Genomic DNA, 19,549 nt, shown 5'->3' with positions numbered 1-19,549 from the left:
GATTGCTACATTGCTGATGACGGTTGCTACATTGTAGCAATCGCTCTAAAAAAACCCTCAAAAACGCCTAAAAATTGCTACAAATCGACCAATGAAAATGCCACCAGATATTGCCCCAAACCCCCAGCCTACAAGGCCTGCGCTGTCGCGACGGTTCTCCGTGGCGCCGATGATGGATTGGACGGATCGTCATTGCCGTTACTTCCTGCGCCTGCTGTCAAAAAACGCTCTGCTGTACACCGAGATGGTCACGACCGGTGCCGTGTTGCATGGCGATCAGGAGCGTTTTCTGGGCCATAACGAAACCGAGCATCCCTTGGCTTTGCAATTGGGCGGCAGCAATCCTGCCGATCTGGCCGCTTGTGCAAGGCTGGCCGAGGCGGCCGGTTATGACGAGGTCAACCTGAATGTTGGCTGCCCCAGCGACCGGGTGCAGAACAACATGATCGGTGCCTGCCTGATGGGGCATCCAGCGCTGGTCAGCGAGTGCGTCAAGGCCATGCTGGATGCGGTGAGCGTACCGGTTACGGTCAAGCATCGCATCGGCATCAACGGCCGTGACAGTTACGAGCAGTTGTGCGATTTCGTCGGCCAGGTGCGTGAGGCCGGATGTCGCAGTTTTACCGTGCATGCCCGCATTGCGATTCTCGAAGGACTGTCGCCCAAGGAAAACCGCGATATTCCGCCCTTGCGCTACGACGTGGCCGCGCGCCTGAAGACGGACTTTCCGGACCTTGAGATCATTCTCAATGGCGGCATCAAGACCCTGGACGACTGCCGTGAGCATTTGCAGGTGTTCGACGGGGTGATGCTGGGACGTGAGGCCTACCACAATCCTTATCTACTGGCCGGGGTCGATAGCCAGTTGTACGGCTCAAGCCAGTCACCGATCAGTCGATCCGAGGCGCTGGCCGCCTTGCGCCCTTATATCGCCGACTACATTGGTCGCGGCGGCAATATGCATCACATTACCCGCCATGTACTGGGCCTGGCCCAGGGTTTTCCGGGTGCCCGGCGCTTTCGGCAGTTGCTGTCGGTGGATATTCACAAGGCTGAAAGCCCCCTGGCGTTGCTCGACCAGGCGGCGCAGTTGCTCGAAGGCCGCTAGCCACCTGCCGTGGGCAGCGCTGAGCGCGTGTATTTCAAGGCCTCTTGAACCAGGCCGTTCCTGATGGCAAGTCCAGTTTGATTGACAAGTGACCGATGCCGGAGCGGCAGGGCTGCGCCTGTTCCTGCCCAATGGCGCCACGCATTGCCTGAATCTTGTTAATACCACCCATTAAGCTTATGTGGATGTCGTGTTCCCTTGTGCGCGTACCTGTAATCAGGTGGATGAGGGCGTGCGGATCGTTCCGGGTAAAAGAAGAGGTGATTGTTTGTCGTGGGTCAACAGAGTGGTCAATCACACTGGCCGACTGCCCCTGTGATGACTATGTTCATGGCATACCCACTTGCAGGAGAGCAGTCATGCACAAGGTTCTGGTTCCTTTCGATGGTTCGGTCCATGCCCGGCATGCGCTGGACTATGTCATCAACCTGGCCGGGCAGATGGCCCGACCGCTGGAAGTGCATGTGCTCAATGTCCAGTCCAGCCCGATCGTGTACAGCGACTATCTGGCGCCAGACATGATCGAGGGCGTCAAGACCGGGTTGTTCAACTCGGCCAAGGGCGTACTCGAACAGGCCAGTGCACTGCTCAAGGCCAGTGGCGTCGCTCATCAGACCCATGTCGATCTTGGTAATGTCGCCGAGCAGATTGCCGTCGTCGTCAAGAAGCTCGAATGCGATACCGTGGTGATGGGCACCCGTGGTCTGGGCAGTTTCGGCGGTCTGCTGCTCGGTTCGGTGGCCAATCGGGTCATTCATGACGTACCGGTGCCGGTCGTGCTGATCAAATAAGTCCGCGCTTCAAGGCTGCGCCGGCCCTGTGTGCTGGCGCAGCAATTCGATCGATTCGCTCGGCACCAGTTGCCGCAGTCTTTTGTACAGCGCCCGGGTTTCCAGCAGGTTCCAGATACGCAGCATGGTTTCCAATGCATCCAGGGGCTTGCTGATGAAGTCCCGGGCACCCAGCGCCAGGGCGCGCAGGCGCGTGTCGCGGGTGGCATCGGCGGTCAGCACCAGGATGGGCAGGTAGTCGTTGGCAGGAATGCGCCGGTTCAGTTGCTCCAGCACGGCAAAGCCGTCGAACTCAGGCATGTGCAGGTCGAGGATCACCAGGTCCGGCTCGAAGCTGTTGAACAGGTCAAGGGTACGCAGCGGCTCGCTGCTGCTCAGCACGTTGTGCAGTCCTTCGCGGGCCAGCAACTGCTCCATCAGCTCCAGGTTGGGACGCTGGTCATCGATGATCAGGATACGAAAGTCGGCGTTCATTCAGGTTCCGGTAAGTACTGGTCCAGATAGGCGAGAAAGCCCGGTACATGCAAGGGCTTGACGAGGATCGCGGTGGCGCCCGCCGCCTGCAAGGTGTTGCGGCACGCGTCACTGGCGTCTGCCGTCAGGATGATCACTGGCGTCGAGGCTGTGGCCCGCCACTCGCGCAGGCGGCGCAACACGTCCAGGCCCTGCAGGTCCGGCAGGTCGATATCCAGCAGGATCAGTTGCGGGGCATGCTGGCGGGCCAGGTCCAGGCCCAGTTGGCCGAGCATGCTCGACAGCAGGCGAATGCCTGGTCGACGTTGCAGCAGGGTCTCGATCAGAGCCAGGCTCGACAGATTGCCTTCGATGCACAGCACCGTGCCGCGATTGTGCAAGGCCGGTGCCGCAGGCAAGACTGGCGGGTGCAGGGGGCGGGCTGTCGGGCGCTGGACCTGCGCGGCGGGCAGCTCAAAGGTAAACCGGCAGCCCTGTCCGGGTGTGCTGTGCACCACCAGGCTACCCTGCATGGCGTGCAACAGGCTCTTGCTGAGGGCCAGGCCAAGCCCTGTGCCTTCTACTCGCGGGTCGGCCTCAAGGCGTTCGAAAGGCGTGAACAAGCGGTCCAGCTTGTCGGTGGCAATACCATGCCCGGTGTCATTGACCGAAATACCCAGGCGTCCGGCCTGCACCTGCACCTCGATCCAGACACGGCCGGCCGGCCGGTTGTACTTGATGGCATTGGACAGCAGGTTGAGCAGCACCTGGATCAGCCGTTGTCGGTCGGCGAGCACGCCCTGATCAATGATGTGCGCCGGCAAGGGGCTCAATTCGATACCCGCCTCCTGGGCCATCGGCCAGACCAGTGTCAGTGCTTCCTGCAGGGCCGATACCAGCGCCACCGGCTCCGGGTTCAAGGCCAGCCGGCCGGCTTCGATGCGGGCGATGTCCAGCACTTCATTGATCAGGGTCAGCAGGTGCTGTCCGGCGCGCAGGATATGCCTGGCATGGTTGGCCTGGCCGGGGGCGCCATCCATGTCCAGCAGTTGTGCAAAGCCCAGGATGGAGTTCAGGGGCGTGCGCAGCTCGTGACTCATGCGCGACAGGAATTCGCTTTTTGCCCGGCTGGCGCGCTCGGCCTGTTCACGAGCGGTGCGCAGGTCGATTTCGGCGGCGCGGCGGTCGGTGATGTCGCGGGTAATCTTGGAAAAACCGCGCAAGGCACCGCTGGTATCGTATTGGGCGGTGATGACGACGCTGGCCCAGAAACGGCTGCCATCCTTGCGGCAACGCCAGGCTTCTTCCATGTAGTGACCGTCACGAGTCGCGACGGCCAGGGCCCTGGCCGGATGCTCCGGGCATTCATCAAGCAGGTAGAACACGGAAAAGTGCCGGCCGATGATTTCCTGTTCGGTATAGCCCTTGATGCGTTCGGCCCCGACGTTCCAGCTGGTGATGCAACCGTGGATGTCCAGGGCGAAGATGCCATAGTCCTTGACCCCGTCGATGATCAGCCGCAAGCGTTCCTCGTTGTCACGCAAGGCGCGTTCGCGCTCGGCCAGCAAGTGGCCGGCTTCCACCAGGCGGCTGCCCAACTGGCCCACTTCATCCTTTTCCGGCGGCTGCGGCCACAGCGGCTGGCCGAGCGCCAGGCGTTGGGCGTTGCCTTGGACCTGCTGCACCCGGGCGACGATGCCGCGCGAGAGCAGCAACACGGCGATGATCGCACCGAACAGCCCGCAGCCGGCGGCGAGCAGAGTCGAGAACAGCAGGCGCTGGCGGATGGCGGCAGCGGCGGCGGTGCGTTCGGCCAGCAAGGTGTCTTCGCGGGTGCGCATGGTGTCGATGTGCCGGCGCAGCTCATCCAGTATCGCCTTGTTCTCCACCAGGATCGCCGAGATCGAGGCATGATCAGTCGGCTGAAGCTGGCGCAGGGCGGCCAGGCCCTCAAGCTTGGTCGTGATCATCGGCGCAATGGCGTACAGGTGTTCGCGCATTTGTGGGTCGCGTACGTTGTCGTTCAGGCGCTGGCGGGCCGCTTCGATCAGGGCGCCAGCCTGCCGGTAGGCTGGCAGGAAATCCTCGTGCCGGGTCAACAGGTAGCCGCGCACGCTGGCAGCCGCTTCGGCCAGCTGGGTGTGGACGGTCTGGATGTCGCCCTGGACTTGCAGCACCCGGCGCACATCTTCCTCGGCCCGGGTGGTCTGGCGCTCGGTGATATAAATCAAGACCAGCGAGCCCATCAGCAATACCAGCGGCAGGGAAATGGCCACCAGGGCCTTGCCGCGCAGGGGCAGGTCGGCCCAACGGCTGGCAGGCGTTTGCACCATCAGGCTCACTGGTCGGGCACCAGGCCCAGTGCCACGCCACGCACGGCCGCTTGAGTGCGATCGGACGCGCCCAGTTTGCCGATGACCCGTTCGACATGGGCCTTGGCGGTGCCGGTGGTGATGCCCAGGCGTTCGCCGATCACCCGGTTGCTGCACCCGCCGGCCACCAGCGCCAGGACCTGGCGCTCGCGTGCCGTCAAGGTTTCCAGGGCCGGTGCGGCCTGGCCGCCGCGTTCGGCCATGCGCCGCAGCAGGCGGGCGCTGACGGCTCCGTTCAGGGCTTCCTCGCCACGCGCCACGCGTTGCAGGCTGGCGATCATTTCGTCGCGCCGCGCATCCTTGAGCAGATAGCCCACGGCCCCGGCACTGATTGCCGCTTCCAGATGGTCAGTGCTGTCGTCCATGGTGAACATCACCACCTTCAGGCCGGGTATGCGTTGCTGCAGCAGACGGGCGGCGCCCAGGCCGTTGAGCACCGGCATGCGGATGTCGAGGATGGCAATGTCCGGCTGCAGGGCCTCGCACATATCCACCGCCTGCTGGCCGTCACAGGCCTCGCCGACCACGACGAATTCGGGATGGCCGGCCAGCATGGAAATGAAACCGGTGCGGGTCACTTCATGGTCATCGGCCAGTACCAGGCGCAGGGGCGTCGTCATGCGCGCACCGCCTGTGCCGGTGCCAGCGGCACGACTGTCTGCAGGCACGTGCCGCCCGCCGACGGACGGGTATAGCTGAAGTGTCCGCCCAGCAGGCTGGCGCGCTCCTGCATGGTGACCAGGCCCAATGAGCGGGCGGGATGATGAGGTTGCAGGCTGTCGATATCGAAGCCGCAACCGTCATCGCTCAGGTGCAGGGCAACCTGTTCGGGATGGCGTTGCAGGCCAAGCTCCACACACTGGGCGCCGGCATGCTTGAGGACGTTATTGATCCCTTCCTGGGCAATGCGAAACAGGGCGATTTCCACCGGGGCCGGCAAGCGCTCGTGTGAGCGCGCCTGCCACTGCACGTCGATGCCGGCGTCGCGCAGGCGGTCGGCCTCCTTGTCGATGGCACGCCACAGGCCGAAGTCGTCCAGCACGCTGGGGCGCAGCCCGCCGATCAACTCACGGGCCTCGCCCACGCAGTGCCGGGCCAGGTCGAGGATGTTTTCCAGGTCGTTGTCCTGCGGCGCGGGCAGCGGCGGACAGCGCCCGGCAAAGCCTTGCAGGCGCTGGTGCAAGCCGGCCAGGGTCTGGGCCAGGCCGTCATGCAGGTCATAGGCCATGCGCTTGCGCTCGTCCTCCTGGGCGGTGAACAGCCGGTGCACCAGCTCCGACATACTGCGCTCGCGGGTCACCAGTGCCTGCAGCAGGCGGTCGTTTTCCAGGTGGGCGGCCAGCAGCGTGGCCAGCAATTGCAGTGACTCGATGTCTTCGCTGTCGGGCGCACTGATGGGCAGGCTGTTGGCCAGGAGCAACAGGCCGAACGTACGATCGTCAGCGCCACGCAGGGGCAATTGCAGCACGGTATTGAGCGGTGTGTCCGGCGCTTCCAGCCAGGCGGGCTGGCGCAATGCAGTGTCAGCGTGTGCGATCAGGCTGCCCAGGTGCTCATGGCTGCCAAGGCTGGCCGTGCAACACGCGGTCTTGCCGGGAGGCCATTCCAGCAGCAGGCCGTGATCCATGGCAACGAAGGCGCACGCGCGCTGCAAGACTTGCTGGCGCATGGTATCAGGGGGCTGGCCGGTCAGTTGCTGGCCGGTGTCCACCAGCAGGCGCAGGCGTGCGGCGCGGCTTTGCGCCTGACGATACTGTGCGCGGATGGCCAGGGCACTGGCCGGATCGTGTGGCGGGCTGGACATGTCTGGGGTTCCTGCAAGGGCGCTTGTGCGGACAATCGGACGCTATTAGAACCTGTCGGGCCTGTGCCTGCCTATCTGCCGAATGGCATAGGCAAAAGACGCCGGTTGGCCGATGGCCCGCTTGCTGATGCCGGGCACAGTAGCACCCTGATCAACGAGCAGGAGTGCTGTCATGAAATTGAAAATTACAGTTGTTGCGCTGGCCCTGGCCCTCGGTGCCCCTTTGGTCCAGGCCGCGCAAACCGCGCCTTATGTGTACCGCAGTGTGGCCGAGCTGCCGAGCGACGCCAGCGAGCGTGAAATTGCCGGGCTGTTCGATCAGTGGAATGCCGCACTCAAGACCGGCAGCGCGAAAAGCGTGACCGGTCTGTATGCCACCAATGCGGTGCTGCAACCAACGGTGTCCAACGAAGTACGTGCGACACCGGCACAAATCACCGATTACTTCGATCACTTTTTGGCACTCAAGCCGGTCGGCCGCATCAATTACCGGGAAATCCGCCGCCTGGGCCCTACGGCGGCCATGGACAGCGGCGTCTATACCTTTACCCTGACCGCTGCCGACGGCAAGGTCAGTGAAGTCCAGGCGCGCTATACCTTCCTGTATACCCAGGTGGACGGGCAGTGGAAGATCCTCAATCACCATTCTTCGGCGATGCCGCAGGTTCAGCCCCTGCTGCACGCCAGTCACTGACCGGGATACAAAAAAGGCGGATCCCGCCTTTTTTGTGCCTGCAGGGTCGTCATTCAGCGCTTGCTCAGCGCCTTGAGCAACGCGTCGACATCCTGTTGCAGGCCGGCCAGCGGATCATCGTTTTCGCTGCCCAGTACCAGCAGCTGGCTGCCGGCTGCGCTGATGGCCGCCTTCACCGGGGCGGGCGGATCGCGGTGGTCGAGGACCACGGCGACATCGTTGTCCTTGAGGGTGGTGGTCAGCTTCTGCAAGGCCGCGGATGTCCATTGCTCATCGGTCAGCACCTGACGCTCGACCAGCTCCAGGTTGAGCCCGCTGATCAGGTAGTTCAAGCGATCGGACAGGCTCACCACCGCCACGTTGTCGGCCTGGGCCAGGCGCTTTTCGCTGTCGGCACTGAGGGTGAGCAACTGCTGCTTGAAGGCCGCCAGGTTGGTTTCGATGCGTGTCCTGGCCTCGGGTGCCAGGCGCACCAGGTCGGCGCTCAGCACATCGGCCATGCGCCCCAGGTTATGACTGGCCAGCCAGGGTTGGCTGTTCAGGCCGTCGCTGCCTGTTTCGGCCTGCAGGGCGACACCGGGCAGGGCGCCGTCTACAGGGCGCGCCGCGTCGATCTCGACAATGCGGATATTGCTGCGTCGCGCATTGGGGTACAGCGAGTCTTCGCCCCAGATTGAGCGCAGGCCGATTACCGCATCGGCATCCGTGGCCAGCCTGTGCAACGCCTCGGCGCCGCGTCCGGTGAAATAGGCGCTCTGCCGCGAGCCTGGCAGGTTGGCCGCAGCGGCGCGTTCCAGTACCACGCCGGTGTCCTTGAGCAGGATCTGCCCCAGGCCATAGGTGATCGGCAGGCTGGCAAGAATCCGTACCGGCTTGGTCGCTGCCGGGGTCGCCGAGGCCTGAGGGACAGCAGGTTGTGCCTGGGCGGCCAGCACACTGTGGCTGAACAGGCCGCCCAGGGCTAGGGCAAGAACGAGGCGGTGCAGGTTTGAAGTGGGCATTTATCCGATATTTCCCTTGAGGCTGGGCAGGGTGCCGCGGGCAATGGCGGCCAGGGCGAAGGCCGCGCCGCAGACCAGAATGATTGCGGCACCCGATGGCACTGGCAGGTCGAAGACGATGGGCATCAGGATGCCGCACAGGGTGCTGACCGTGGCGATCAGCACCGAGGCCCAGAAAAAGCCCTTGAGCGACTGGCTGAGCAGGCGTGCGGCGGCAGCCGGGATGACCAGCAGGGCGCCGACCAGAATGGCGCCGATGACCTTGACCGCTGCTACGGTGATCAGGGTCACCAGAATCACGAACAGGTAGTCCAGCACCTTGACCGCCACACCGCGCACGGCCGCCAGTTGCGGATTGAAGCTGGCCAGCATGATGCGGTTGTAGAGTGGCAGGCTCAGGCCCATGACCAGCGCGCCGACAATGGCCAGCACCAACAGGTCGTTGCTATTGACCGTCAGCACCGAGCCAAACAGCACGTTTTCCAGGATGTGCACGTTGATCTTGCCGGCCAGCACCAGCAGCAGGCTGGCCCCCAGCGCCAGCGACACCGACAGGAACACGCCGATCAGGGTGTCCGGAGTCAGGCCGGTGCGATTGCGCAAGTAATTGAGCACGATGCCGAACAGCAGGCAATAGCCGAACAGGCTGCCATACGGACCCGTGTAGGGCTCGCCCAGCAGAATGCCGATGGCCACGCCGGTCAGGGCGGCATGGCCGACTGCCTCGGAGAAGAACGCAAAGCGCTTGACCACCACCAGCGTGCCCAGGCCGCCCAGCACAGGGCCGATCAGCAGGCCGGCCAGCAGTGCGTTGAGCACAAACCCATAGGCCAGCGACTCGGGCAGGTAGCCTGAATTGGCCAGGTCCTGAATGAACAGCCGAAAGCTTTCGTAAGACATCACTGGGCACTCCCGGCACTGCGTGGATGGGCTGAAAACAGCGTCAACAGCCGTTCAGGCGTCAGGGCCGTCTGCGCGGGCTCATCGAACAGCACCCGGCGGTTCAGCCCGGTCACCCGGTCGGCCAGGCGCTTGACCGCTTCCAGGTCGTGCTCGATCCACAGCACGGTGATGCCGCTCTGGCGCCAGTCGACCAGCAGCCGCTCGAACACCTGGATGCCGGGTTCGTCGAGGGCCGACATCGGCTCATCAAGCACCAGCAGGTGCGGTGCCGGAATCAGGCCCTGCGCCAGCAGCACGCGCTGGCGCTCGCCGCCCGACAGCGCGCCCATGCGTCGTTTGCGCTTGTCCTGCATGCCGACCCGCTCCAGCGCCTCGCCAATGGGCCTGGCATAGTGCCGCGACAGCCCCAGGAACGCCGGGCGGCGCTGGCACATGGCAGCCATGAAGTCCTCGACGGTCATCGGCAGGCCACGATCGAATTCCAGTGCCTGCGGCACGTAGCCGATCACGCCCTGGGCGCCCGGCCACAGCAGACTGAGCTGGCCCTGGTGCGGCATCTGGCCGAGCAGGGTCTTGATCAGCGAGCTCTTGCCGCCACCGTTGGGGCCGACCAGCGCATGCACGCTGCCGGCGTGAACATCGAAGCTGATGCGGTCCAGGATCGTGGTGCGGCCCAGCGTCAGACTGACTTCGGCAAATTCGATGCCCGGCCCCTGGCGAGTGACCTGGATGTGTTCGGCAGCGGTCATGCGCCGCTCTCCTGAATGGCACGGACCACGGTGTCGAGGTTGCCCTTCATGTCTTTTTCATACTTGTCGGCGGTGTATTCGCCGTAGGAAATGTGCGACAGCGGGTACAGCTTCACACCCGACTCGCGCTGGATGGTGTCGACATAGCTGGAAGGAAAGTCCATTTCCGAAAAGATCACTTTCACATCCAGTTCACGCAACTGGTCGATGGTCTTTTTCAACTGGCTCGGGCTGGGCTCGATGCCGTGGGCCGGCTCGACCACAGCGGTCACTTCCAGGCCGAATTCACGCAGCAGGTAATCGTAGGCCGCGTGCACGGTGGCCACCCGCAGCTCGGCATTGGGCGCCTGGGTCAGCTTGGCCAGGGCATCGGCACGCATCTGCCGCAAGCGCTTGCCATAGGCGCGGGCGTTGGCGGTGTAGGCCTTGGCGTTGTCCGGATCAAGCTTGCCCAACTCGCGGGCAATATTATTGACCTGGGCGATGGAGGCGCTGATCGACAGGAAGGTGTGCGGGTTGACCACCTTGCCGGCGCCGCGTGCGGCAATGCCGGTAGCGGCCAGCAATGGCACGTCGGCGTTGGCCTCGATCACCGGCACATCCGGTTTTTCGCTGGCCTGGATCATCCGGTCGGCAAAGTCGTCATGACCGACGCCGTTGAGCACGATCACGTCCAGCGAGCCGATGCGCTTGATGTCCTCGGCGCGTGGTTCGTAGGCGTGCGGGTTGAAGCCTGCCGGAATCAACGGCACCACCTCGGCCTTGTCGCCGACGATATTGCTCACGTAGCTGTAGTAAGGGTGCAGGGTAATGCCGATGCGCAGGCGCTTGGCCGCGTCGGCGCTGGCCACGGGGGTGAGCAGGGCGGCGAACAGACCGGCCAGCAGCACGCGCAGCATGGGGCGGCGTTTGAATGAAATGGGCATGGTCAGGCGATCTTCTGTGCGATGAATGCGTGGGTTCAGTGCTGATGCTGGCGGGTCACCCCGGCATCGAATTGGGCAACGACCTGTTTCCAGCCGGCCGCAATCAGGGCCTGGTCGCTCAGCTCGGCGGGTGCCGCAGCGGAGGCGGTGCGGTTGAGCCAGATGTCCGCCGGCTCATCATCATGCGGCTCGGCGCCGGAATGGCCGCGCAGCAAGAACGAGCCCGACACCTCGGGTGCCTGGCTCAGCCCCAGGTAGGACTGCCCTTGCAACCGCCAGGCGTGGGCGCCACGGGCGACGGAGCTGGCGTCCTGGGCGAATGGCGCAAAGCCGTCCTCGGCCAGTTGTTGCACGGTTACCGGGGAGGCCTGTTCCTGGGCCAGCAGGCGGATTTCATCCAGGGTTACGCGCAGGTCGGCATAGATCCCTTGCTCGGCAGCGGTGAGGTCGCGCCTGGCATCGAGTTGATGGCTGGCAATGGCCTCGGGTTCATGACTTTCACCACGCAGCCCGACTACGCCAGCGGCGACCACGAGGATCAGCAGGCACAGCAGCAGGACATAGAGGGTTTCATGCCCGGCACCGGCCGGGCGGACGATCTGGCGGGTCGAGGTACTCATCGGGAGGCGATGTCCGCCTGGTCGATTTCCACGACGTGGCCGGGACCGGCATCGAACAGTACATAGAATTCGGCGGCCGGCTTCTTGAAGGTCAGGGTCGAATCGTCGCCCAGTTTGCCGGGCACCAGAATGGTTTCGTCATAGCCAATGACATCCAGGGTCACGCCGGCGGCCCCGCTGCCGTCGGAAAAACCACCGGTGCAGCGGATGGTTTCGCTGTCGACCTGCTGGCATTCGCAGATCGGGTTGTGTGCCAGAGCGGTGCCGCTCAGGCCCAGCAGGCACAGCGTGGCAAATCGACGTAGGTAAGTGCTGATCATTTTTTCACTCCTTGCTTCTTCAGCCAGGCGACGGTGGCAGGCGAGGCTTGCGACAGGGGGATCGAGGTCTGATGGACGGTGCCATCCCAGCCTTCCATGGTGATCCACAGGTCGGCGTCGGGGGCGGTGTCCGGCGGGATTTGCATGAACGCGCCCATGCGGTAGCCGGGGCCGAAGAAAATCACCCCGGCGGTGCGCAGGCTGCGCGGCTTGCCGATGCGCAGGTAGGTGGCCTTGATCCGGTCAATGCACTCGGTGCACAGCGAAGCATTGAAGACTTTCATGTAGCCGAGATTGCCATCCAGACGCGGCGCTTCTTCACGCAACTCGGCCAGGCGCATGTTCCACGGGCCGACTTGTATCGTGCCGACTTCCCGCTGGCCCAGGCCGCTTTCGCCGCGAAACAGGGCCGTATCGGCAAAGTACCTGGGCATGAAGCCCAACGGAATCAACAGCAACAGCACGTTGATATGAAAGCGCCACTTATACCAGAGGCGGCTCAAGGGCGAGGAGGTTTGGACAGTCGCAGCCTTGCTCACAGGGCATTCTCCGCGGTTTCGCTGGCCATGGCGGGGCGGTGGCCTGCTTGTGATGCAGGGCTGGCCTTGGGCCGGGCGGCCTTGGCTTCGCGCTTGAGGGCGTTGAGGGTGGCCTGGGCGGTGCGTTTGGTCCAGATCAGCAGGCCACTGAGAACCATCATGCTCAGCACCAGACCGAAAAAGGCCCAGATCAGCTTGATCCAGATGCCGCCGAAGTCGCCGGTGTGCAGCGGGCGCATGGATTCGGTGACGAACTCGATCTTGTTGCGGTCCGACAGCAAGTGAGTCGAAGCGATCTCCCCAGTGTAAGGATTGATTTCAGCGGTCTGGAACATCAACGGGTACCAGCTGCGGCCACCGATATTCATATTGCTGTAGGCATTGGACGGCGGGCTGATGAAGCTGGCCTCCAGGCCCGGAATGCGCTCCTGGGCAATCTGCACCGCCCGGTCCAGGCTGATGGTAGGAGCCGGGTTGCCATCGGCGGTCAGCGGCACGGCGTTGTGCGGGAGGATCGAGGCGGCTGGCGCCCGACTGGACAGGCTGATCTGGTTATCGCCCAGAATGGCCTGAATCAGAAACCAGGTGCCGGTAATCGAAATCACCAGGATGAACCAGATCGACCAGATACCACTCAAGCGGTGGAAGTCGCCCCAGAAAATACGCGAGCCCTGATTGAAGCGCAGGGTGGGCTTGAAGAACCCTTTCCAGAACTTCTTGTAGACCACCAGTCCCGTAATCAGTGACACCAGCATCGGTATGCCGAGAAACGACACCAGGTACCAGCCCCATGAATAGCCGCTGGTAAAGGGCACCAGCCACCAGCCATGCAGGGCGCGAGTGAAAAAGCGGAAGTCGAACGAGGGCGTCGTCCCCTGGATAATTCCCGTAAACGGGTTCACGTACACGACCACGGCCCGCCCGTCCGGATAGGTCACGCGGGCATTGAGCGCGAAATACTCGCCATCGGGCTGGATAATCGAGCCAATGTGCAGGTCCGGTTCGTTTTGCCTGATGGTGTTGCGCACCTGTTCGAAGCTCAGGCGCTGCGCATCGTTCGAAGGCGGGTTGGCGCGCATCTCAGGGTTGGCCAGCCACATGATTTCCTTGCTGACCACCGCCAGGGTGCCGGTCACGCAGACAATCAGGACAAAGAACCAGATAGGCAAGGCCAGCCAGCTATGGACCAGGAACCAGAGTTTTGAGCGGGATTTCTTCGACATTGGAGTGAGGTCTCGATTCACGGAGTGGAGCGGCCCGAAGGCGCACTCCATGTATTTGCATACGGCGTGACTGCAGCAGACGTAGCCGTCGTATCTAGATAAAGACGAACGAGAATGAAATACCCGCAACGTTGGCTGCGATAAATATGTAAAAAAATATTTCGGAAGTGTCAGGAAGGGTGCTGCGGCGTGAGCGAAGTGTCTGGCCTGGGGAAAGAAAGCCCGCCAACACGGCGCATGTTGGCGGGCGATTGCAGCTATTTGAGCGTTACAGCACCTGCATGATGGCCTGGCACACTGGGTCGATGTTCTTCTGGTTCAGGGCTGCCACGCAGATCCGGCCGGTGTCCAGTGCATAGATGCCGAACTCGTTGCGCAGGCGCTGGGCCTGGGCAGCAGTCAGGCCCGAGTACGAGAACATGCCCTGCTGGCGGCTGACGAAGCTGAAGTCCTGGCCGGCCGGGTTGTTGGCCAGGCGCTCGACCATGGCCTTGCGCATGCCGTGGATGCGCACGCGCATCTCGCCCAGTTCCTCTTCCCACATCGCACGCAGCGCCGGGTCATTGAGCACGGCGGCGGAAATGATCGCGCCGTGGGTAGGCGGGTTGGAGTAGTTGGTGCGGATCACGCGCTTGACCTGCGACAGCACGCGACCGGTTTCCTCCTTGGACGCCGTGATGATCGACAGCGCGCCGACACGCTCGCCATACAGCGACAGCGATTTGGAGAACGAACTGGAGGCAAAGAAGGTCAGGCCCGAATCGGCGAACAGGCGCACGGCGGCGGCATCTTCGTCGATGCCCTTGCCGAAGCCCTGGTAGGCCATGTCCAGGAAGGGCACGTGGCCCTTGGCGGTGACCACTTCCAGGACTTTTTTCCAGTCGTCCAGGCTCAGGTCGACGCCGGTCGGGTTATGGCAGCAGGCGTGCAGGACGATGATCGAGCCCTGGGGCAGGTTCTGCAGGTCTTCGAGCATGCCGGCGCGGTCTACATCATGGCTGGCGGCATCGTAGTAGCGGTAGGTCTGGACCGGGAAGCCGGCGGTCTCGAACAGCGCACGGTGGTTTTCCCAGCTCGGATCGCTAATGGCCACGACAGCACCGGGCAGCAGCTGCTTGAGGAAGTCGGCACCGATCTTCAGCGCGCCGGTGCCGCCCACGGCCTGGGTGGTCAGCACCCGGCCGGACGCGATCAGTGGCGAGTCGGCGCCCAGCAGCAGTTTCTGCACGGCCAGGTCATAAGCGGCGATGCCATCGATCGGCAGGTAGCCGCGCGGGGCGTGCTGTGCGACACGAATCTTCTCGGCTTCGGCCACGGCGCGCAGCAGGGGAATGCGCCCGTCTTCGTCACAGTAGACGCCCACGCCCAGGTTGACCTTGTCGGTGCGGGTGTCGGCGTTGAAGGCTTCGTTGAGGCCCAGGATAGGATCGCGTGGGGCCATTTCGACAGCGGAGAACAGGCTCATTGTTTGCGGCGGCTCTGAGTAGGGGAGAGTGGGAAATGCACGCCCGGTCCGAATGCCCCAAAGCTGTGCATAAACGGGGAGTCAGTATAGTGAGGTGTGTGCGGCACGGCGACTGGGTGGTCAGGGTTTTTTCAGGATATTTCAAAATTCTTGCCGAACGATGCCGGGTGCCAGGCCTCAATGCTGTAATAGCGGGTTCTGGCGCTGTCTTGAAAAGACACGCGCCCGGCTCCATTTGAATAGACCAGGCGTCTTGCGGGCGCTGCGCAGGGTCGCAGCCCCTGGCGCTTTTTACCTCAAGAGGCAGGCTATGTCCGAGTTTCAGCTCGTTACGCGTTTTCAACCCGCTGGCGACCAGCCTGAAGCCATCCGGCAGATGGTCGAAGGCATCGAGGCCGGGCTGGCCCACCAGACCCTGTTGGGCGTGACCGGCTCGGGCAAGACGTTCAGCATCGCCAACGTCATCGCCCAGGTGCAGCGCCCGACGCTGGTGCTGGCGCCGAACAAGACCCTGGCGGCGCAACTGTATGGGGAGTTCAAGGCGTTTTTCCCCAATAACGCCGTGGAATATTTCGTCTCTTACTACGACTACTACCAGCCTGAAGCCTACGTGCCGTCGTCGGACACCTTTATCGAAAAGGATGCCTCGATCAACGACCATATCGAGCAGATGCGCCTGTCGGCCACCAAGGCCCTGCTGGAACGCAAGGACGCCATCATCGTCACCACGGTGTCGTGCATCTACGGCCTGGGCAGCCCTGAAACCTATTTGCGCATGGTCCTGCACATCGACCGTGGCGACAAACTCGACCAGCGTGCCTTGCTGCGCCGTCTGGCAGACTTGCAATACACCCGCAACGACATGGATTTTGCCCGCGCCACTTTCCGGGTGCGTGGCGATGTGATCGACGTCTATCCGGCCGAGTCGGACCTTGAGGCGATCCGCATCGAGTTGTTCGATGACGAGGTCGAGAGCCTGTCGGCCTTCGACCCGCTGACCGGCGAGGTGATCAGCAAGCTGCCGCGCTTCACCTTCTACCCCAAGAGCCACTACGTCACCCCGCGTGAAACGCTGCTGGAGGCCATCGAGGGCATCAAGGTCGAGCTGCAGGAGCGGCTGGAATACTTGCGCGGTGCCAACAAGCTGCTTGAGGCCCAGCGCCTGGAACAGCGCACCCGCTTCGATCTGGAAATGATGCTGGAGCTGGGCTACTGCAACGGCATCGAGAACTACTCGCGCTACCTGTCCGGCCGGCCTAGCGGTGCGCCGCCGCCGACCCTGTTCGATTACCTGCCGGCCGACGCGTTGCTGGTGATCGATGAGTCCCACGTCAGCGTGTCGCAGGTCGGTGCCATGTACAAAGGCGACCGCTCGCGCAAGGAAACCCTGGTCGAATACGGCTTTCGCCTACCCTCGGCGCTGGATAACCGGCCGATGCGCTTCGACGAGTGGGAGGCCATCAGCCCGCAGACCATCTTTGTTTCGGCCACCCCTGGCAACTACGAGGCCGAGCATGCCGGGCGGGTGATCGAACAGGTGGTGCGGCCGACCGGGCTGGTCGACCCGCTGGTGGAGATCCGCCCGGCGCTGACCCAGGTCGACGACCTGCTCTCGGAAATCAAGAAGTGCGTGGCGGTCGACGAGCGGGTGCTGGTCACCACGCTGACCAAGCGCATGGCCGAGGACCTCACCGACTACCTGGGCGACCATGGCGCGCGCGTGCGTTACCTGCACTCGGACATCGACACAGTGGAGCGGGTCGAAATCATCCGCGACCTGCGCCTGGGGGCATTCGATGTGCTGGTGGGCATCAACCTGCTGCGTGAGGGCCTGGACATGCCTGAAGTGGCCCTGGTGGCCATTCTGGACGCCGACAAGGAAGGCTTTCTGCGCTCCGAGCGCTCGCTGATCCAGACCATCGGCCGGGCGGCGCGCAACCTCAATGGCCGGGCCATTCTTTATGCCGATCAGATGACCGGTTCGATGGAGCGGGCCATTGGCGAGACCGAACGGCGCCGCGAGAAACAGATTGCCTTCAACCTGGCAAACGGCATTACGCCCAAGGGTGTATCGCGCGACGTGGCCGACATTCTTGAAGGGGCCACCGTGCCGGGGGCGCGCAGCAAGAAACGCAAGGGCGCGGCCAAGGCGGCCGAGGAACTGGCCCGGGCCGAGAACGAACTGCGTTCGCCCAGCGAGATCACCAAGCGCATTCGTCAACTGGAAGAGAAGATGTACGAGCTGGCCCGCGACCTGGAGTTCGAGGCCGCGGCCCAGATGCGCGACGAGATCACCAAGCTGCGTGAGCGGTTGTTGAAGGTTTGAGGGTGGCTGGACGGCCCGGCGCCTGGGCTGCCAAGGGTGCGACACGGGACTGGCAGCGTCTGCTTCCCGGCTGAAGCCGGTCCTACGCAGCTGCCGTCTGGCCTGCTAAGATTCGTCGTTTGATCGACCTATCCGGGATTATCCATGACCACCGTTCGTACCCGCATCGCGCCTTCGCCCACCGGCGATCCTCATGTTGGCACCGCCTACATCGCCTTGTTCAACTACTGCTTTGCCAAACAGCACGGCGGCGAGTTCATCCTGCGGATCGAAGACACCGACCAGTTGCGCTCGACCCGCGAGTCCGAACAGCAGATCTTCGATGCGCTGCGCTGGCTGGGCATCGAGTGGAACGAAGGCCCGGATGTCGGTGGCCCGCACGGTCCGTACCGACAGAGCGAACGGGGCGACATCTACCGTAAATACGCCGATCAGCTGGTGGAAATGGGCCATGCCTTCCCGTGCTTCTGCACTGCCGAAGAGCTGGACCAGATGCGTGCCGAACAGCAGGCGCGGGGTGAAACCCCGCGTTATGACGGCCGTGCGCTGTTGCTGCCGCCTGAAGAGGTGCAGCGTCGCCTGGCTGCGGGCGAACCGCATGTGATCCGCATGAAGGTCCCCAGCGAAGGCGTTTGCGTGGTGCCTGACCTGCTGCGTGGCGACGTGGAAATTCCATGGGACCGCATGGACATGCAGGTGCTGATGAAGGCCGATGGCCTGCCTACCTACTTCCTTGCCAACGTGGTCGATGACCACCTGATGGGCATCACCCACGTGCTGCGTGGCGAAGAGTGGTTGCCTTCGGCGCCCAAGCTGATCCTGCTCTACGAGTACTTCGGCTGGGACAAGCCGCAGCTGTGCTACATGCCGCTGCTGCGTAACCCCGACAAGAGCAAGCTGTCCAAGCGCAAGAACCCGACCTCGGTGACCTTCTACGAGCGCATGGGCTTCATGCCCGAGGCCATGCTCAACTACCTGGGCCGCATGGGCTGGTCGATGCCTGACGAGCGTGAGAAGTTCACCTTGCAGGAAATGGTCGAGCACTTCGACTTGTCGCGCATTTCCCTGGGCGGACCGATCTTCGATGTCGAGAAGCTGTCCTGGCTCAATGGCCAGTGGTTGCGTGAGCTGCCGGTCGAGGAATTTGCCAGCCGCTTGCAGAAATGGGCGTTCAACCCGCAGTACCTGATGCAGATCGCCCCGCACGTGCAGGGTCGGGTCGAGACGTTCAGCCAGGTCGCACCGCTGGCCGGTTTCTTCTTCGCCGGGGGCGTCAATCCTGATCCTGCCTTGTTCGAGCACAAGAAACTGTCGCCCGAGCAGGTGCGCCAATTGATGCAGTTGCTGTTGTGGAAGCTGGAGTCGCTGCGTCAGTGGCACAAGGATGCCATCACCGCCACCATCCAGGCGGTGGTCGACCATCTGCAACTGAAGCTGCGTGATGCCATGCCGTTGATGTTTGCCGCGATCACCGGGCAGGCCAGTTCGGTGTCAGTGCTCGATGCGATGGAAATCCTCGGGCCGGACCTGACCCGTTTCCGCCTGCGCCAGGCGCTTGACCTGCTGGGCGGCGTGTCGAAGAAAGAAAACAAGGAATGGGAAAAGCTGTTGGGCACCATCGGTTGATGCGCCAGTAATGGCGGCCGGGCCCCGTAAAAACGGGGTTCCGGCGGTCATCAATCCAGTGTTTCTTCTGGGTGAGGGCGGTAAGTGGTTGTTATATGGGAAATTTTTTTTGATTTTGTTCAAAAATAAATTTGACAGAGTTCCGAAACACTCTTAACATGCGCCCCGTCCACTGATGTGGGGCTATAGCTCAGCTGGGAGAGCGCCTGCATGGCATGCAGGAGGTCAGCGGTTCGATCCCGCTTAGCTCCACCAAATTTGAAGGTTCAGGGTCATCCAGCAATGACCGTGAGTCGACCGGGTAACCGGTCATCAAGAAGGTTTGTCCCCTTCGTCTAGTGGCCTAGGACACCGCCCTTTCACGGCGGTAACAGGGGTTCGAGTCCCCTAGGGGACGCCANCGCAGGGCGTTAAATTCGGGGCTATAGCTCAGCTGGGAGAGCGCCTGCATGGCATGCAGGAGGTCAGCGGTTCGATCCCGCTTAGCTCCACCAATTTGAAGGTTCAGGGTCATCCAGCAATGACCGTGAATCGACCGGGTAACCGGTCATCAAGAAGGTTTGTCCCCTTCGTCTAGTGGCCTAGGACACCGCCCTTTCACGGCGGTAACAGGGGTTCGAGTCCCCTAG

General features: G+C 63.0%; 18 protein-coding genes and 3 tRNA genes. 8 read left to right on the top strand and 13 right to left on the bottom strand.

Features of this window, described 5'->3' with window-relative positions:
* The first annotated feature begins 97 nt into the window (after window positions 1-97).
* Window positions 98-1,108: a tRNA dihydrouridine(20/20a) synthase DusA gene (dusA, locus tag ASF84_RS17625; RefSeq protein WP_056840086.1), complete on the top strand. Its 1,011-nt coding sequence runs from the start codon at window positions 98-100 to the stop codon at window positions 1,106-1,108.
* Window positions 1,109-1,467: 359 nt separating this feature from the next.
* Complete coding sequence (locus ASF84_RS17620; RefSeq protein WP_056840085.1) at window positions 1,468-1,899, top strand: universal stress protein; 432 nt, start codon at window positions 1,468-1,470, stop codon at window positions 1,897-1,899.
* Between the two features lie 9 nt (window positions 1,900-1,908).
* On the opposite strand, the gene ASF84_RS17615 is transcribed toward ASF84_RS17620, so the two are convergent.
* The 4 genes from ASF84_RS17615 to ASF84_RS17600 are packed head-to-tail and all read right to left on the bottom strand — an operon-like array spanning window position 1,909 to window position 6,528.
* Window positions 1,909-2,373, bottom strand: a complete 465-nt coding sequence (locus ASF84_RS17615) for a response regulator (protein ID WP_056840084.1) — start codon at window positions 2,371-2,373, stop codon at window positions 1,909-1,911.
* Entirely contained in the window at window positions 2,370-4,685 is a 2,316-nt protein-coding gene (locus ASF84_RS17610) for an ATP-binding protein (protein ID WP_056840192.1), read from the bottom strand. The genes ASF84_RS17615 and ASF84_RS17610 overlap by 4 nt, the downstream gene beginning before the upstream one ends.
* 5 nt (window positions 4,686-4,690) lie before the next feature.
* Window positions 4,691-5,344, bottom strand: a complete 654-nt coding sequence (locus tag ASF84_RS17605; protein WP_056840083.1) for a response regulator — start codon at window positions 5,342-5,344, stop codon at window positions 4,691-4,693.
* The gene (locus ASF84_RS17600; RefSeq protein ID WP_056840082.1) at window positions 5,341-6,528 is read right to left on the bottom strand and encodes a sensor histidine kinase; all 1,188 of its coding nucleotides are present in this window, start codon (window positions 6,526-6,528) and stop codon (window positions 5,341-5,343) included. Before ASF84_RS17600 ends, ASF84_RS17605 begins: the two co-directional genes overlap by 4 nt.
* Window positions 6,529-6,700: 172 nt before the next feature.
* Here ASF84_RS17600 and ASF84_RS17595 point away from each other — a divergent pair, with 172 nt between their 5' ends.
* On the top strand, window positions 6,701-7,222 hold the full coding sequence (locus ASF84_RS17595; protein WP_056840081.1) for an SgcJ/EcaC family oxidoreductase: 522 nt from the start codon (window positions 6,701-6,703) through the stop codon (window positions 7,220-7,222).
* Window positions 7,223-7,275: 53 nt separating this feature from the next.
* Here the strand turns inward: ASF84_RS17595 and ASF84_RS17590 are convergent, their stop codons facing one another.
* The 9 genes from ASF84_RS17590 to ASF84_RS17550 all read right to left on the bottom strand — a co-directional run bounded on the left by ASF84_RS17590 (window position 7,276) and on the right by ASF84_RS17550 (window position 14,968).
* Window positions 7,276-8,223, bottom strand: a complete 948-nt coding sequence (locus ASF84_RS17590; RefSeq protein WP_056840080.1) for a metal ABC transporter solute-binding protein, Zn/Mn family — start codon at window positions 8,221-8,223, stop codon at window positions 7,276-7,278.
* Window positions 8,224-9,123, bottom strand: a complete 900-nt coding sequence (locus ASF84_RS17585) for a metal ABC transporter permease (RefSeq protein WP_056840079.1) — start codon at window positions 9,121-9,123, stop codon at window positions 8,224-8,226.
* A complete protein-coding gene (locus ASF84_RS17580; RefSeq protein ID WP_056840078.1) occupies window positions 9,123-9,875 on the bottom strand; it encodes a metal ABC transporter ATP-binding protein in 753 nt (250 codons plus the stop codon). Before ASF84_RS17580 ends, ASF84_RS17585 begins: the two co-directional genes overlap by 1 nt.
* Window positions 9,872-10,801 (bottom strand): metal ABC transporter substrate-binding protein, encoded by a 930-nt coding sequence (locus ASF84_RS17575; protein WP_056840077.1) that lies wholly within the window; start codon window positions 10,799-10,801, stop codon window positions 9,872-9,874. Before ASF84_RS17575 ends, ASF84_RS17580 begins: the two co-directional genes overlap by 4 nt.
* Window positions 10,802-10,836: 35 nt before the next feature.
* A complete protein-coding gene (locus ASF84_RS17570; protein ID WP_056840076.1) occupies window positions 10,837-11,421 on the bottom strand; it encodes a DUF6162 family protein in 585 nt (194 codons plus the stop codon).
* On the bottom strand, window positions 11,418-11,741 hold the full coding sequence (locus ASF84_RS17565) for a hypothetical protein (RefSeq protein ID WP_056840075.1): 324 nt from the start codon (window positions 11,739-11,741) through the stop codon (window positions 11,418-11,420). Before ASF84_RS17565 ends, ASF84_RS17570 begins: the two co-directional genes overlap by 4 nt.
* Window positions 11,738-12,280: a hypothetical protein gene (locus tag ASF84_RS17560; protein ID WP_056840074.1), complete on the bottom strand. Its 543-nt coding sequence runs from the start codon at window positions 12,278-12,280 to the stop codon at window positions 11,738-11,740. The genes ASF84_RS17565 and ASF84_RS17560 overlap by 4 nt, the downstream gene beginning before the upstream one ends.
* Complete coding sequence (locus ASF84_RS17555; RefSeq protein ID WP_056840073.1) at window positions 12,277-13,503, bottom strand: PepSY-associated TM helix domain-containing protein; 1,227 nt, start codon at window positions 13,501-13,503, stop codon at window positions 12,277-12,279. Before ASF84_RS17555 ends, ASF84_RS17560 begins: the two co-directional genes overlap by 4 nt.
* Window positions 13,504-13,771: 268 nt before the next feature.
* Window positions 13,772-14,968, bottom strand: a complete 1,197-nt coding sequence (locus tag ASF84_RS17550) for an amino acid aminotransferase (protein WP_056840072.1) — start codon at window positions 14,966-14,968, stop codon at window positions 13,772-13,774.
* A gap of 310 nt (window positions 14,969-15,278) precedes the next feature.
* On the opposite strand from ASF84_RS17550, the gene uvrB reads away from it, so the two are divergent.
* The 5 genes from uvrB to ASF84_RS17525 all read left to right on the top strand — a co-directional run bounded on the left by uvrB (window position 15,279) and on the right by ASF84_RS17525 (window position 19,414).
* The gene (uvrB, locus tag ASF84_RS17545) at window positions 15,279-17,294 is read left to right on the top strand and encodes an excinuclease ABC subunit UvrB (RefSeq protein WP_056840071.1); all 2,016 of its coding nucleotides are present in this window, start codon (window positions 15,279-15,281) and stop codon (window positions 17,292-17,294) included.
* A 144-nt stretch (window positions 17,295-17,438) separates the two neighbouring features.
* Window positions 17,439-18,920 carry a glutamate--tRNA ligase gene (gltX, locus tag ASF84_RS17540; protein ID WP_056840070.1) on the top strand — a complete coding sequence of 494 codons (1,482 nt, stop codon included), beginning with the start codon at window positions 17,439-17,441 and terminating at the stop codon, window positions 18,918-18,920.
* A 179-nt stretch (window positions 18,921-19,099) separates the two neighbouring features.
* Window positions 19,100-19,175: transfer RNA gene (locus ASF84_RS17535), tRNA-Ala, on the top strand.
* A gap of 69 nt (window positions 19,176-19,244) precedes the next feature.
* Window positions 19,245-19,320: transfer RNA gene (locus ASF84_RS17530), tRNA-Glu, on the top strand.
* A gap of 18 nt (window positions 19,321-19,338) precedes the next feature.
* Window positions 19,339-19,414: transfer RNA gene (locus ASF84_RS17525), tRNA-Ala, on the top strand.
* Window positions 19,415-19,549 lie beyond the last annotated feature (135 nt).

Origin of the sequence: Pseudomonas sp. Leaf127, from assembly GCF_001423155.1 — a bacterium.
In the GTDB taxonomy this organism is placed as follows: domain Bacteria; phylum Pseudomonadota; class Gammaproteobacteria; order Pseudomonadales; family Pseudomonadaceae; genus Aquipseudomonas; species Aquipseudomonas ovata.
This window is presented reverse-complemented; position numbering and strand designations above follow the sequence as displayed.